The sequence below is a fragment of the Bacillota bacterium genome, assembly GCA_013177945.1.
GTDB lineage: Bacteria > Bacillota > DSM-12270 > Thermacetogeniales > Thermacetogeniaceae > Ch130.
Genome location: JABLXW010000011.1, coordinates 49964 through 64653, shown reverse-complemented (window position 1 = coordinate 64653; position 14690 = coordinate 49964). Strand labels below are relative to the sequence as shown.

General features: G+C 60.4%; 15 protein-coding genes. 6 read left to right on the top strand and 9 right to left on the bottom strand.

Annotated elements, in window-relative coordinates; translation table 11 throughout:
* Positions 1 to 54: 54 nt before the first annotated feature.
* From rsmG to rpmH, 7 genes are all read right to left on the bottom strand, one after another.
* On the bottom strand, positions 55 to 846 hold the full coding sequence (gene rsmG / locus HPY58_07010; GenBank protein ID NPV29393.1) for a 16S rRNA (guanine(527)-N(7))-methyltransferase RsmG: 792 nt from the start codon (positions 844 to 846) through the stop codon (positions 55 to 57).
* Positions 847 to 851: 5 nt separating this feature from the next.
* Complete coding sequence (gene mnmE / locus HPY58_07005) at positions 852 to 2363, bottom strand: tRNA uridine-5-carboxymethylaminomethyl(34) synthesis GTPase MnmE (protein ID NPV29392.1); 1512 nt, start codon at positions 2361 to 2363, stop codon at positions 852 to 854.
* A gap of 94 nt (positions 2364 to 2457) precedes the next feature.
* Positions 2458 to 3078, bottom strand: coding sequence for a protein jag (locus HPY58_07000; GenBank protein ID NPV29391.1), 621 nt, complete (start codon positions 3076 to 3078; stop codon positions 2458 to 2460).
* Positions 3053 to 3742, bottom strand: coding sequence for a membrane protein insertase YidC (locus HPY58_06995; protein NPV29390.1), 690 nt, complete (start codon positions 3740 to 3742; stop codon positions 3053 to 3055). The genes HPY58_07000 and HPY58_06995 overlap by 26 nt, the downstream gene beginning before the upstream one ends.
* A gap of 154 nt (positions 3743 to 3896) precedes the next feature.
* On the bottom strand, positions 3897 to 4106 hold the full coding sequence (gene yidD / locus HPY58_06990; protein NPV29389.1) for a membrane protein insertion efficiency factor YidD: 210 nt from the start codon (positions 4104 to 4106) through the stop codon (positions 3897 to 3899).
* A gap of 53 nt (positions 4107 to 4159) precedes the next feature.
* On the bottom strand, positions 4160 to 4516 hold the full coding sequence (rnpA, locus tag HPY58_06985; GenBank protein ID NPV29388.1) for a ribonuclease P protein component: 357 nt from the start codon (positions 4514 to 4516) through the stop codon (positions 4160 to 4162).
* A 38-nt stretch (positions 4517 to 4554) separates the two neighbouring features.
* Positions 4555 to 4689: a 50S ribosomal protein L34 gene (gene rpmH, locus HPY58_06980; protein NPV29387.1), complete on the bottom strand. Its 135-nt coding sequence runs from the start codon at positions 4687 to 4689 to the stop codon at positions 4555 to 4557.
* Between the two features lie 198 nt (positions 4690 to 4887).
* On the opposite strand from rpmH, the gene dnaA reads away from it, so the two are divergent.
* The 5 genes from dnaA (at position 4888) to gyrB (ending at position 11001) form a co-directional block, all read left to right on the top strand.
* Positions 4888 to 6207 carry a chromosomal replication initiator protein DnaA gene (dnaA, locus tag HPY58_06975; protein NPV29386.1) on the top strand — a complete coding sequence of 440 codons (1320 nt, stop codon included), beginning with the start codon at positions 4888 to 4890 and terminating at the stop codon, positions 6205 to 6207.
* Between the two features lie 181 nt (positions 6208 to 6388).
* A complete protein-coding gene (gene dnaN / locus HPY58_06970) occupies positions 6389 to 7534 on the top strand; it encodes a DNA polymerase III subunit beta (protein NPV29385.1) in 1146 nt (381 codons plus the stop codon).
* Entirely contained in the window at positions 7535 to 8632 is a 1098-nt protein-coding gene (locus HPY58_06965) for a DNA replication/repair protein RecF (GenBank protein ID NPV29384.1), read from the top strand. It begins immediately after the preceding gene.
* A gap of 23 nt (positions 8633 to 8655) precedes the next feature.
* Positions 8656 to 8916 (top strand): DUF370 domain-containing protein, encoded by a 261-nt coding sequence (locus HPY58_06960; GenBank protein ID NPV29383.1) that lies wholly within the window; start codon positions 8656 to 8658, stop codon positions 8914 to 8916.
* 162 nt (positions 8917 to 9078) lie between these two features.
* On the top strand, positions 9079 to 11001 hold the full coding sequence (gyrB, locus tag HPY58_06955) for a DNA topoisomerase (ATP-hydrolyzing) subunit B (GenBank protein ID NPV29382.1): 1923 nt from the start codon (positions 9079 to 9081) through the stop codon (positions 10999 to 11001).
* A 59-nt stretch (positions 11002 to 11060) separates the two neighbouring features.
* Here the strand turns inward: gyrB and HPY58_06950 are convergent, their stop codons facing one another.
* Positions 11061 to 11300: a hypothetical protein gene (locus tag HPY58_06950; GenBank protein NPV29381.1), complete on the bottom strand. Its 240-nt coding sequence runs from the start codon at positions 11298 to 11300 to the stop codon at positions 11061 to 11063.
* Positions 11297 to 11890, bottom strand: coding sequence for a UbiD family decarboxylase (locus HPY58_06945; protein ID NPV29380.1), 594 nt, complete (start codon positions 11888 to 11890; stop codon positions 11297 to 11299). The genes HPY58_06950 and HPY58_06945 overlap by 4 nt, the downstream gene beginning before the upstream one ends.
* 265 nt (positions 11891 to 12155) lie before the next feature.
* Between HPY58_06945 and gyrA the strand changes: the two genes are divergently transcribed.
* Positions 12156 to 14612 carry a DNA gyrase subunit A gene (gyrA, locus tag HPY58_06940; protein NPV29379.1) on the top strand — a complete coding sequence of 819 codons (2457 nt, stop codon included), beginning with the start codon at positions 12156 to 12158 and terminating at the stop codon, positions 14610 to 14612.
* Positions 14613 to 14690 lie beyond the last annotated feature (78 nt).

Genomic DNA, 14690 nt, shown 5'->3' with positions numbered 1-14690 from the left:
CATGCTAGACTTTATCTCTTCCTTCTCAATCTTTTCCTTCGACACACCCGGACATTATCCTGCATCACCCCGGTTCAAACCTCCTCTCCCAAACCCTCCCCGCTTCTTGCCCCCACCGCACAGGGGACGGCGCGCCGGAATCCCGGCGCGCCTGGGGTAGCCGTCCGGAGTTGGGGCAACCTTCCTGACCGTCACCACGTGCCTCCCGACTTCGCCGGGAAAACGGTAGGGAATCACCCGTGCGACCTCACCCCCCAGCACCTCCAGGGCAGCCCGCGCCTCCTCCAGCTCCCGTTCAACGTCCCGGCCCTTCAGGGCCACGAGCAAACCGCCGGGCAGCAAAAAAGGGAGGCCGAGTTCAAGGATCACGGGAAGCCGGGCAAGCGCCCTGACGACAACGCGGTCGAAGGCAGCGCGCAGACCGGGAAGACGCCCCAGATCCTCCGCCCGCCCGGCAAGAACGGTGCAGGCATCCAGCTCCAGGGCGCGGCACACCTCCTGCAGAAAGGCGCAGCGCTTCCGCTGCGCCTCAAGCAGGAAAACCCGCACACCGGGAAAAGAGATCTTCAGGGGAATCCCGGGGAAACCGGCGCCGCTCCCCAGATCAAGGAGGCGGTGGCCGTCCCGGAAAGCGCAGCCTGCCGCGCACCAGAGAGAATCAAGAAAGTGGTTCCGGAACAACTCAGCAAGAGACTTAATCCTGACCAGGTTTGTCTTTTTGTTCCACTCCAGCAGGAGTTCCGCGTACCGGCGGAACTGGTCCTGCTGCTCCGGCCCCAGAACTATTCCGAGTTCGCGGGCTCCCGCCGCCAGGACCTCAAGCTCCTGATCCACCTTCGCTCTCACCCGGCCTACTTGCCGATGCAGAATTCACTGAAAATTTCGTCAATTATGTCCTCGCCCACGGCTTCCCCGGTGATTTCACCCAGGGCGAACCATGCGTTCCACAAATCGACGGCAACGCAGTCCAGGGGCCAGCCCTCCTCGAGGGCCTGGAGGGCTGCCCGGAGATCTGCCGCGACACGCCTCAAGACAGCCTGGTGGCGCGCCCTGGTGATCAGCACAGGCTCGGCAGCAACCGCCCCCGCCCCGACGACCTCCCAGATCTTCTCCTCCAGCTGCTCCCGGCCCCAGCCATAGCGGGCGGAAACCTCAACAACAGGCTTCCCCTCCGCGAGAGACACAAGATCCTCTTTTGTCAGGCGCTTCTCCGGGAGATCAACCTTGTTCAGGACCGCCAGCCCCCGCTTCCCCCGGAGCAGGTCGAGCACGAGCCGGTCCTCCTCTGAAAGCCCCGCTCCCGCGTCAAAAACCGCAAGCACCAGGTCGGCGCGAGCGACAGCCTCACGGGCGCGGGCGATCCCGAGGCGCTCAACCAGATCCGCATGCTCCCTGATCCCCGCGGTGTCGATCAGGCGCAGGGGAATCCCCCTGATCACCACAACCTCCTCGATCAGATCGCGCGTCGTCCCCGGGACCTCGGTAACCAGCGCCCTCTCCTCTTCCACGAGCAGGTTCAAGAGGGTGGACTTCCCGACGTTCGGCTTCCCCAGAAGGGTTGTTGCAAGCCCCTCGCGGTAAAAGCGGCCAACCTCTCCCCCTTTGAGAAGATGGTCTATTCTCTCCACAAGATCCTTAATCTTTTTCCCGCGTTCCTCTTTTGCCAGCGGTTCCACATCCTCCGGGAAGTCCAGTTCAGCCTCCACCCCGGCAAGGATTCCTCTGATCTGGGCCCTGAGTTCCGCGACGGCGCGGGAAACCTCCCCTCCAAGCTGCCTCAAGGCAATTTCCCTCCCGGCTTCGCTGCGCGCCCTGATCAGATCCAGCACCGCCTCCGCCTGGGCGAGGTCGATCCTCCCGTTCAGAAAAGCCCTTTTCGTGAATTCTCCCGGCTCTGCGAGGCGCGCCCCCTCCTTCAGCACCAGATCCAAAACAGACCTGACAGGGATCACCCCCCCGTGGCAGTAGATCTCCACCACGTCCTCGCAGGTGTACGTGCGGGGCGCCCGCATCACAGCAACCAGGACCTCGTCGAGAACCTCCCCCTCCGGCGTACAGATTGCACCAAGGTGCATTGTGTGGGACGGCGCCTCGCTCAGGCGCAGGGCGGAACGCCGGGGGCGGAAGATCCGCTCTACAAGCTCCACGGCGCCGCGCCCGCTCAGGCGGATGATGCCGATCGCCGCCTCTCCCACCGGCGTGCCCAGGGCTGCAATAAGGTCGTCGCCTGCAGCGGGGCCTACGGAACACTCCCCCGGTTTTTGTAGATGTTCATCCCTCGGTGCTGCCTCGCCCTGATCGAGCCTCACGTCAGACCTCCCCAACTGCTGCTTCCCCAATATATTCCCTATATATTCTACCATCCTGAAACTCAAATTAAAAAAGAAAAAGGGGAGCCTTTAAGGCCCCCTGGTTTCCAGACAGGTCCGCCCTGCGGCAGCCCGGTCAAAGCAGCTGTTAACGGCGCAGGCAGACAACCACCTTACGGTACGGCTCCTCCCCCTGGCTGATGGTGTAAACCCAGGGATTCTCCTGCAGCTCCATGTGAATGACGCGCCGCTCCTGGGGGGTCATCGGCTCCAGGGCGATGTCCTTCTTCGATCGCCGCACCCGCTCCGAAACCCTGCGGGCGAGGCGCCGCAGGGTTTCTTCCCGGCGCTCCCGGTAGCCCTCGGCATCCAGAATCACACGCACCCTTTCCTCACAGCGCCTGCTGACCGCGAGATTTACCAGCAACTGCAGGGCGTCCAGAGTATCTCCCCGGCGCCCGATCAGGATCCTCACATCCGGCCCTGCAAACTCCGCACGCCAGTACTCGCCTGACCTCTCAATGTGAAAGGAAACGTCCAGCCCCATCGCCCTGACCACATCCCGCAAAAAATCCTCGAGCAGCACACCAGGGTTTGCAGGCAGACGAACCCTCACCCGGGCCGGGCGCCCCTTGAAGATACCCAAAAAACCACGCGCCCCCGCGTCCAGAACGTCAACCTCAACCTGGTCTCTCTTTGCACCGAGCTCTTGAAGCGCCGCCTCCACAGCCTCTTCAACGGTGTTACCCTCTGCTTCGACCCACCTCATTGCTGCCACTCTGCTCCCTTCCAGTCCGGATAAAACGCCTGATCACCAACTGCTCCCCAACCCCGACCACGCTGAAAGTCACCCAGTACAGAGTCAAACCCGCCGGAAAGGAACGCGCCAGCCACCCGATAAAAAGAGGCATGAAGTACATCATCACCCGCTGGTTGGGATCGATCCTGCCGGTTGTTGCAAGGCTCGTGATGTACTGCTGCAAAAAGGTCGCAACAACCGCCAGTATCGGCAGCCCGATGAGATCCGGGCGGGCCAGGTTGGGAACCCACAAAAAGCGGGCGTGTTCCACCACGCTGAAGGGGAAATGGAGCAGGGCCTGATACAGAGCAAAAAGAATCGGCATCTGAACCAGCAGAGGCAGACACCCCGAAAGGGGATTGGCCCCCGCCTCCTTGTAGAGCTCCAGCACGGCGCGCTGGGCCTTTTCCGGCTTATCCCGGTACTTTTCCTGAATTGCCCTGATCTTCGGCTGGAGTTCCTGAATCACGCGCATGGAACGCATCTGTTTTGCAGTCAAAGGGAAAAGTACCGCTTTCACCGCAACCGTAAAAAAAATAATTGCAAGACCATAATTGGGGATCTTTAGCCACCCGGTCACCTGGTAGAAAAACTCGAGAAGTGTACTGAAGCCGTTAACAAAGCTTTCCCACAAAACACCCCCACCACGCCAGAATTCCTGCCGGGGTAGGTTTTCACCTCCTTGCTTGCGATCCCGCGACCTGTCGCCAGCCCCCCACCAGAAGGGTTTTTATAGCAAACCGCTGCAGCGCAGCCCCGGGCCGCTTCCGCCGGGCTGCAGGGAGCGGCTACGGAACGGGGTCATACCCCCCTCCCCCCCACGGGTGGCACCTGAGAACCCGGCTCAGCGCCAGGGCAAGCCCGCGTCCTGCTCCGTACCGCCGGACCGCCTGAATTGCATAATGCGAACACGTGGGCTCATAGCGGCACCGGGGGAGATTCCAGGAGGACCATAAAACCTGATACAACCGGAGGAAAAAAATCACCAGATGCTTCACCTCTGGACCTCCTCATCCATCCAGGCTCTACCCCGCCGCCGGGGCACCCGGGGCTAAAACAAGGACGGCTCGTTCCGGATCAACCGCGCCCGGCTGAAGATCTTTAAAAAATCCGCCTCCAGCTCCTCATAAGGGGCACTGGCAGCGGCGCGGTGAATGTTCACCACAACATCATACTGATCCCGGAAGCAGTCCCGGTACTTCCGGCAGAGTTCTCTCAGCCTTCTCTTCAGCCTGTTTCTCAGCACCGCACTCCCGACGCGCGCCGGAGCAAATCCGAACCTTGTCTTCCCGTCCTCCTTCCGCCTCAGGTAACGGATTGTCAGGTACTTTCCCCTCACGATTTTGCCCGTCTGGTAGACCAGCTGAAACTCCCCGGGAGTGCGCAGGCGCCGTTCGGCAGGCAGCATTTTATACCCACTTCTTTTGCCAGGAGTTAAAGAAGGTTCTACGCAGTAAGGCGCTTTCTTCCCTTCAAACGGCGGCGCCTGAGGACATTGCGGCCGCCGGGAGTCCTCATCCGCCTCAAGAAGCCATGCACCCTTTTCATTCTTCGCCTTTTTGGCTGGTATGTTCGCTTCACAGAAAGCACCTCCCTGCACTTCTTTTTCCATTATAGACGACTCCAGGGCCCTGTCAAGTAAATAATCCGGCAAAATATTATCCTTGCTTTTGCCTTTCGCGATCTGGTATATTTAACAAAAAAAATTTTTTAAAAGAATCCACATATTATTAACAGGCTGTGGATAATTTTTGTGGATAAATTAAGGTGGCGTGGTCGATGAAGAAACTCTCGGACATCTGGCAGCAGGTGTTAAAGATCCTGGAGGAGGCGCTTGACGAACATTCCCTGGCGACCTGGTCAAAAGCGGCCCGGCCTCTCGCCTACCACGACGGAACCCTAGTAATCACAACCATGGACGAATTTACGCGGAACTGGCTGGAAACCCGGTACAGCGCCCTCATTCGCTCCAGGCTGGAAGCGCAGCTGCACCATCCGGTTGCCCTCCGCTTCGTGACCGCAGGGACGGAAGAAGACCTCATCGGCCTGGGTGCAGGGCGCAACGGCGAGGCCACTCCAAACCTGAACCCGAAATACACCTTCGACACCTTTGTCGTTGGAAACAGCAACAGGCTTGCCCATGCGGCCTCCCTTGCCGTAGCTGAGGCCCCGAGCAAGGCATACAACCCTCTTTTCATTTACGGCGGAGTCGGGCTCGGCAAAACCCACCTGATGCACGCCATCGGCCACTACGTCCTGAAAAACAACAGCAGCTTTCGGGTCGTTTATGTATCCTCAGAAACCTTTACAAACGAATTGATCAACGCGATACGCGATGATAAAACCGTGGAATTCCGGAACAAATACCGGACGATCGACGTTCTTCTGATAGACGACATCCAGTTTCTGGCGGGGAAGGAGCGGACCCAAGAGGAGTTCTTCCACACCTTTAATGCCCTTTATGAAGCAAACAAGCAGATCGTCATCTCCAGCGACCGCGCACCTAAAGAGATACCCACCCTGGAGGATCGCCTTCGCTCCCGCTTTGAGTGGGGGCTTCTGGCCGACATTCAGCCGCCTGATCTGGAAACGAGAATCGCGATCTTAAGGAAAAAGGCGCAGCTTGAAAAATTCTCTCTTCCTGACGATGTCCTGCTCTTCATCGCAACGAACATCAAATCCAACATCCGGGAGCTGGAAGGGGCCCTGGCCCGGATCATTGCCTACGCCTCTCTCCATCAGCGGGAGATCAACCTGGATCTGGCTTCGGAGGCACTGAAGGATATTCTCCTGGGGAACCGGCCCCCTCACGTCACGGTGCCGATGATCCAGAAGGTCGTCGCCCAGTACTTCAACCTGCGTGTCGAAGACTTCAAGGCGCGCCGGAGGACCCGCAGCGTCGCCTTCCCGCGCCAGATCGCAATGTACCTGGCAAGAGAGTTGACCGACATTTCCCTCCCGAAGATAGGAGAGGAGTTCGGGGGGCGCGACCACACAACGGTGCTGCACGCCCACGAAAAGATCAAAGAAGAAATAAAAAAGGACACCAACCTGGAACTTGTGATCAACGAGTTGATCAAAGCCCTTCAGACGCCGTAAAAATCAACATCCTGTCCACAGCGTATTCCTCTGGTTGTCCACACAGAGAAAACAGCAGGAGGCAGTATTCTGAAAATCCGAAAACTGGTTATACACAAAATCCCGCGCCCTATTACTCTACCTCCTGCTATTATACTCAAGATGATCAATAAATATACTGAGCAGGGAGGAATTTTCTCTAGTGAAGGTCTGCTGCTCTCGAAACCAGCTCATGACAGCTGCAGCCAGCTTAAGCCGGATTGTTCCCTCCCGGCCCGCGCTGCCCGTTCTCAACGGCCTCCTGATCACCGGTGAAGCAGACCGCCTCGTCCTCCAGGGGACCGATCTGGAATTGAGCCTGACGATCACGGTGCCGGCGAAGGTCGAAGAGCCGGGCCAGACCGTGATTCTTGCGCGCCCCTTTGATACCCTGATCCGCCGCCTGCCGGAGGGGGAACTGGTTCTAACATGGAACGAGATCACGCGCCAGGTGGAGGTGTCTTTTGCCCAGGGCCGCGCATCTCTGGAGACCTGGCCCGCTTCCGACTACCCCCCTCTCCAGCCGGCGCCCAGAGGGCTGGACACCGGCCAGCAAGAATTAGTGATTGAAGGTGCAAGGTGGAAGGACATTGTCAGAAAAGTTCTCTTTGCAGCTGCATCCCAGGACGTGAGGCCGCAGTTTGCAGGGGTTTACTTTGAGTTTAAAGAGGACAGTCTAGTCGTCGCGGCAACAGACACCTACCGGCTTGCCCTTTACCGGCTCCCCTGCACTCAGGGATTGAGTGCGGGGCTGTTCATCCCCGTGCGGGCGCTCGGTGAATTGAACAGGCTCCTTGAGGACCAGGACCAGCTGAGGGTCGCCTGGGAGCAGAATCTGGTCAGCTTCCAGACGGCGCGTTTCTGCCTTACCGCCCGGCTCCTTGAAAGCCAGTTTCCCGCCTATGAACGGGTGATCCCCGGGCGGGATGAATTGAGAGTGGAGGTTGAGCGCAAGGCTTTGCTTTACGCGCTGGAGCGGGCCTCTCTTTTTGCCGCTCCAACGGACACCTTCGCAGTCGCGGAAGTTACGGTTGAGGAAAATTCTTTGCGCCTTGCGGCCCAGGCCGCCCAGGTCGGCTCTTACCTGGAGGAGATACCCCTCGCGGCTTGCTCAGGGGCCGAATACCAGGAAATGAGAGCCTTTTTCAACACCCATTTCCTGCTGGAGCCGCTGAAGGTCATGGATAATCAGGAGATCAGCCTGGGCCTCAACGGCTCGAGCGGGCCCGCCGTCTACCGGGAGGAGGGTGAAGGGTCCTACCTTCACCTCGTGCTTCCGGTCTGCCGTGCCGGCGACGGAGTGTCCTGATTGATGCTGGTTCACCTTCACTTCAAGAACTTCCGCAATTACCGGGATCTGGATTTTTTTCCACCGGAGGGCTTTACGGTCCTGGTCGGGGCCAACGGCGCGGGGAAGAGCAACCTCCTGGAGGGAATTTTTTACCTGGGGGCAGGTTATTCCTACCGCCAGCACCAGGATGACGTGCTTGTGGGGTGGGGTTCAGACTTTTTTTTGATCCGGGGGAAGGTTCAGACCGGCGGACTTATCCACGAGCTGGAGGTCGTTTACCAGCGTGCGGAGCGCCGGAAGATTACGAGGATCAACGGAAAGCGCGAGCTTTCCGGGAATTGCGCTGCGTACCTGCCCGTAGTCATCTTCTCGCCGGCCGATCTCCTCCTGCTGCAGGGGGCGCCCGGGCTGCGGCGGCGCTTTCTCGACCTGATCACGATCCAGGTCAGGCCGCAGCATGCAAAGGATCTGCACAGCTACCAGGAGGTGCTGCTCCAGCGCAACAACCTGCTCAGGCAGGGAGTCTTCAGGGAGGAGGAGTTGAGGCCCTGGGATCTGCAGCTGGTTGAGATCGGGGCCCGGATCCTGGGCCGCCGCCTTGCGGTTTTTAAGAGGCTGATTGAACTGAGCCGCGAGGTTTTCTCCTTTCTCGGAGGGAACGGGGACCTGGACGGGGCCTACGTTTCGCAGGTGGTTCCCCCCTCTCTGGAGGCGCGGGAGGAGGTTGAGTACAGGGAGCTCTTTCTGGAGGCCCTTTCCCGGCTGCAACCCCTTGCAGAGCGCTGGAGGGCAACCCCCGCCGGCCCCCACCGGGATGATCTGCGCTTTTACCTGCGCGGCCGCGAGGCGCGCCTGTACTGCTCCCAGGGGGAGCAGAGGCTGCTTGCCCTTGCCCTGAAAATCGGGCAGTACCGCCTGCTCGGGGAGGAGCGGAAAGCCGAGCCCCTGCTTCTTCTGGATGATGTCTTTTCAGAGCTTGACCCGGCCCGCCGGAGGCAGGTGCTCGCGGAGCTGCGGCTCAAAAAGCAGGTGATCGCAACCGCAACATCGCATTTTAACGGGGAAGCAAGGGAGAAGACGCAGCTCACACCTGATATTTTCTATGTTACGTGCTGACCTGGGATCGAGGGGGTGATGGGATGTATTTGCACCTGGGGGGAGATGTTGTAATTCCTCTGGAGGAGCTGGTCGCGATCATCGACCTGGAAGCGGTGAAATCCCGGGAGGCGACCCGGGAGTTTTTGAGCTTTGCCGCCGAGGAGCAGGCGGCGGTCCATATCAGCAAGGAGACGCGGGAGAAGAGCGCGATCCTGACGACGCACCGGATTTACTTTTCCCCGATTTCTTCGGCAACGCTGCTGAAGAGGGCCCGGTCGGGAGGGCCGGGGGTCAGGGGGTAGCCTCCGGAAAGGGCGCCGGCGCCTCTTCAGAACGCATGTTTCGGGACGGCCCTGCGATATGTTATAATTCAAGAGGGCTGGAATAAAAATTAAGGAAAACAGGCAGGTTCTGAGGAAGATTGACAGCTTGCCGCCGGCGGTGGAGCAAAGGAGGTAGTGAAAATGGTTCGCGAACGGGAGGAAAACCGAAACGGGAGCACGTATGATGCCAGTCAGATCGAGGTCCTGGAGGGAATCGAGGCCGTGCGGCGCCGTCCCGGGATGTACATCGGAAACACCGGGACGCGGGGATTGCACCAGCTGGTTTTTGAGCTGGTCGACAACAGCGTGGATGAGGCGCTGGCCGGTTACTGCGACCGGATCGAGGTCGTCCTCAATCGAGACGGGAGTGTCACGGTCAGCGACAACGGCAGGGGGATCCCGGTGGACATCCACCCCAAAACCGGCCGCCCGGCCCTCGAGGCGGCCCTGACCCTTCTCCATGCCGGCGGGAAGTTTGGGGGAAACGGGTACGAGATCACGGGCGGGCTGCACGGGGTCGGCCTGTCCGTCGTGAATGCCCTCTCCCGCTGGCTGCAGGTGGAAGTGAGGCGCGAGGGAAAGCGCTACGTGCAGCGCTACGAGCGGGGAAAGGTAAAGACCCCTTTGAAGGAAGCGGGTGAGGCGCGCGGTACCGGGACGACGATCCGCTTCCTCCCTGATGCCCAGATCTTCCCGGACCGGAAGTTCAGCCGGGATCTCATCGCCTCGCGGCTCCGGGATCTTTCCTACCTGAACAGGGGGCTGCGCTTCACTTTAGTCGACGAGGAAAAAGGAGAAACCCTGACCTTTTGCCACGAGGGAGGGATCGCCGACTTCGTCAGGGGCCTCAACCGCAATAAGGAAGCCCTGCATCCCGACCCGATCTATTTCACCACCCGCAAAGAGGGGGTTCTCATCGAGGCCGCCCTCCAGTACCACACGGGGTATGTCGAGAACATCTACTCCTTTGTGAACAACATCCACACCCAGGAGGGGGGCACCCACGAGACCGGATTCAAAACGGCCCTGACGCGGGTCGTCAACGACTACGCCAGGCGCTTCGGATTTTTGAAGGAAAACGAGGAGAACCTCACCGGTGAGGATGTCCGGGAGGGGCTCACCGCGGTCCTGAGCATCAAACTCAAAGAGCCCCAATTCGAGGGGCAGACGAAGACCAAGCTCGGCAACAGCGAAGTGCGGGGGATCGTTGACTCTGTTGTCACCGAGCACCTGGCGGTTTTTTTTGAGGAAAATCCGGGGCCGGCCCGCCTGATCGCGGAGAAGGCGGTGAAGGCCGCCCGGGCGCGGGAGGCGGCCCGGAAGGCGCGGGAGCTTACCCGGCGCAAAAATGCCCTCGACCACCTGACCCTCCCGGGGAAGCTGGCTGACTGCGTTTCCAGGAACCCGGAGGAGTGCGAGCTCTACATCGTCGAGGGGGATTCCGCAGGCGGTTCCGCAAAGCAGGGGCGGGACCGGCGGTTCCAGGCGATCCTTCCTCTCAGGGGGAAAATCATCAACGCCGAGAAGGCGCGCCTGGATAAGCTCCTGGCCAATGAAGAGATCAAGAGCATCATCACCGCCGTGGGAACGGGGATTTTAGACGACTTCGACCTCGAGAAGGCGCGCTACCACAGGATCGTGATCATGAGCGACGCCGATGTGGACGGGTCCCATATCAGGACGCTTTTGCTCACCTTTTTCTACCGCTACATGAGGCCTCTGATCGAGGCCGGCTACATTTACATCGCCCAGCCCCCCCTCTACCGGGTGCAGAAGGGGAAGGAGCAGCACTACCTTTACAGCGACCAGGAACTGGAGCAGCTCCTCGCGAAGTGGAACTCGGATCACGTGACCATCCAGCGCTACAAGGGGCTGGGGGAGATGAACCCCGAGCAGCTCTGGGAGACCACGATGAACCCCGAAAAGCGGACGATGCTCCAGGTGACCCTGGAGGATGCTGTCCGGGCGGACGAAATTTTCACGATCCTGATGGGCGAAAAGGTGGAGCCCCGCCGGGACTTTATCCAGGCGCATGCCCGCGAGGTCCGCAACCTCGACATCTGAGGGATGAAGCAAAACCGCGGCCGGCCCGGAAGTTCCCCTCGGGCGCCGCGGTTTTTAACTTAGTCCACCTTAAATAAAACCTTATCGGGCAGCCTGAACTCTCGCGGGCCCGTTGCTTCGATTTCTCCTGCGGCCAGGGCGCGCTCCCACCGCCTCGCGTCCAGGAGGGCCAAAAGAAATGCCTCCCCCGGGGCGCGCACGAGTCTGTGCCTCCTTCCGGCGGGGGGAAGGATTCTGTCAAGCCTGCGCTTTTTTTCCAGCAGTTCGGCACGGTACCGGTCGAATTCAACTTCCTTCATACCCGATCCAGCCCTTCCAGCTTTTTGAGATATTTCTGGCTCTTCCGGAGCGCTCTGTTTAAAATATCCTCAACGAATTCTTTCCGCGCGGCTTCTTTGAGGTAGTTTAAGTCAATGCGCTGGTTGTGAAGAACCAGCAGGCGCACTGCCAGGTTGAAATCCTCCTCGCAGTTCTGCCAGTATTTAGCCGCGGCCAGCCTGTCAACGATCAGGTCTTCGGGGCCGATCAGGTATACCCTTTTGCCCCCGACCGTAACAGTTGTGATTTTATCCTCGGATCCGGCAAGCACCTCATCCGGAGCTTCGATGGCCATGTCCAGCAGTTCGCTGTACCAGTGTCTTCCTTCGGTGCGCCGGAAACCCAGATCACGCAGCACCTGGTCCAGCCGCCTCCGGTCGCCAACGACAAGGTCGACGTCCTTCGTGGTGTAGCCGCCCAGGGTGTAGAATTCCAGCGCCGCACCGCCGACCACGATGGGTTTGAGGGGCTGAATCTGTTCGGTGATGAGGGCCAGGGTTTTCAGGATCTTTTTTAATCGATCCGGCTCCCGGGCCAGCTCCGCGAGGAGGCCTGAGGTTTCGTTTTCCATTTGAGAGCGCTCCCTGATATACACGTGAGTATGGTCTCTACCAAAAATTATATCCGAAGCGGTATTTTTTCAAAATGTTTTTCGGTACACCAGAGAGAAAAAAACGCAGGCGGAGGAGGCTCCCCTGCCTGGAGGCGGTGGGTGCCCGGGAGGAGGCTGCCGCCGCGGGCAGTTTGTTCAGGCCGCCCGCAGCAAGATAGATCTCGCTTCACGAGTGTGGTAAAATGCAGGGGAAGGTAGAACATGACGGGAGGAAGACAGAACTGTGGCGGCACCGGGAAGTGTGGTCTTGCCTGTAGACATCAACGAGGAAGTGCAGAAATCCTATCTGGACTACGCCATGAGCGTGATTGTCGGGCGCGCCCTCCCCGACGTCCGGGACGGCCTGAAGCCCGTGCACAGGCGGATTCTCTACGCGATGTACGACGCCGGGATGGGTCCCGACAGGCCCCACAAGAAGTCCGCCGTAGTGGTGGGGAACGTCCTGGCGCGCTACCACCCGCACGGGGATGCGGCGGTTTACGACGCCCTTGTCCGGCTGGCCCAGGATTTCGCCTGCCGCTATCCCCTTGTGGACGGGCACGGCAACTTCGGGTCGGTGGATGGGGACGCCCCGGCGGCAATGCGCTATACAGAGGTCCGGCTGGCGCCGGTGGCCCTGGCGGTGCTTGCCGACATCGACCAGGAAACTGTTGACTTCGTCCCCAACTACGACGGTTCTCTCAAGGAGCCTGCCATCCTGCCCAGCAGGATCCCCAACCTTCTGATCAACGGCTCTTCAGGAATTGCCGTGGGGATGGCCACCAACATCCCCCCGCACAACCTGGCCGAGGTGATCGACGGCCTTGTTTACCTGATCGACCACCCGGAGGCAACGGTCCAGGACCTGATGCGGTTCATCCCCGGGCCCGACTTCCCCACCGGCGGGTTCATCCTCGGCCAGGAGGGGGTGCGGGCGGCTTACGAAACCGGCCGGGGGACGGTGGTGATGCAGGGGCGCGCTTCCATTGAGAAGGGCCCGGGGGGGCGGGCTCACATCGTGATCACCGAGCTTCCCTACCAGGTGAACAAGGCGCGGCTCGTGGAGCGGATTGCCGAGCTGATCCGGGAGAAGAAGATCGACGGGGTGAGCGACCTGCGGGATGAGTCCGACCGGACGGGGATGCGGGTCGTCCTGGAACTGAGGCGCGAGGCGAACCCCCGCGTCATCCTGAACAGGCTGTACAGGCACACCCAGCTCCAGGAAACCTTCGGGGTGATCATGCTCGCCCTCGTGGATGGGGAGCCCCGGGTTTTAAACCTTCGCCAGGTTCTGGAGCACTACCTCAACCACCAGATTGTTGTGGTGACGCGCCGGACGCAGTACCAGTTGCGGCGCGCCGAAGAACGCCTCCACATCGTGGAGGGGCTGGTGATCGCCCTCCGGCGCATCGACGAAGTGATCGCCCTGATCCGCCGCGCGAAGAACGTGGAGGAGGCGCGGCAGGGGCTGCAGGAGGGCTTTCTTCTGACCGAGCGCCAGGCGCAGGCGATCCTGGATATGCGCCTCCAGCGGTTGACCGCCCTGGAGCGGGAAAAGGTGGAAAGTGAGCGCAGGGAGCTTGAAGAAAGGATCGCCCACCTTAAGGAGCTCCTGGCGCGGGAGGACCTGATCCGGGGCGTGATCCGGACCGAGCTTCTCGAGTTCAAGGAAAAGTTCGGGGATACCCGGCGCACGCAAATCGTCGGTCCCCCCCCGGAGGTTTCCAGGGAAGACATTATCCCTGAGGAGATCGTGGTGATTACCCTCACCCGGCGCGGCTACATCAAGCGGATCCCCGTCCAGGTCTACCGCGGCCAGCACCGGGGGGGACGGGGGGTCACTGCCCTCACGACCCGCGACGAGGACTTTGTGGAGCACCTCTTTGTCACCACAACCCTTCACTACCTCCTGTTCTTCACGAACAAGGGGAAGGTTTACCGCCTCAAGGTCTACGATCTCCCTGAGGGGAGCCGCCAGGCGAAGGGGGTCGCCCTGGTCAACCTCCTCCCGCTGGCCGGGGATGAGGAGGTGACGGCGGTGATTCCCCTGCGGGAGTACGGCGAGGAGCATTATCTGTTCCTTGCGACGAAGCAGGGGATGGTGAAGAAGGGAAGGCTCAGAGAGTACGAATCAGCCCGGAGAGACGGGATTATTGCCCTCCGCCTGCACCCCGGGGACGAGCTGATCGGGGTTAAGCTTACCGGCGGGGAAAGCGAACTGCTTCTTGCGACCCGCGCCGGACTGGTGCTGCGCTTCCACGAGGAGGAGGTGCGTCCGATGGGGCGCACCGCTGCCGGGGTGCGGGGGATCCGCCTCCGGCCCGGCGATGAAGTGGTCGGGATGGAGCAGGTGCGGCCGCAGGGGCAGCTGCTGGCTGCGACGGAGAAAGGCTACGGAAAGCGGACCCTGCTCGAAGAGTACCGGCGGCAGGGGCGCGGCGGAAAAGGGATTATTACCCTGAAGGTAACGGAGCGGAATGGGCCCCTCGCGGGGATCAAGGTGGTGGGCGAGCAGGATGAGGTGCTCCTGATGAGCGGCGAAGGAAGCATGATCAGGCTCGCGGTCCGGGAGATACCCCAGCAGGGGCGCGCCACCCAGGGGGTCCGGCTGATGCGCCTGGAGCCGGGAGACCGGCTGGTTGCCCTCGCGAAAGTTCCTTCATCAGGATTCCGGGAGAAAAATTCTTTTCCTTCAGGTTAAATTCGGGTTAAAATCGCAAACCGTTTATCTTGCCAGGGAAGGCTGCATGGAGTAGAATAACAGCAAAGGAGAGCGGAT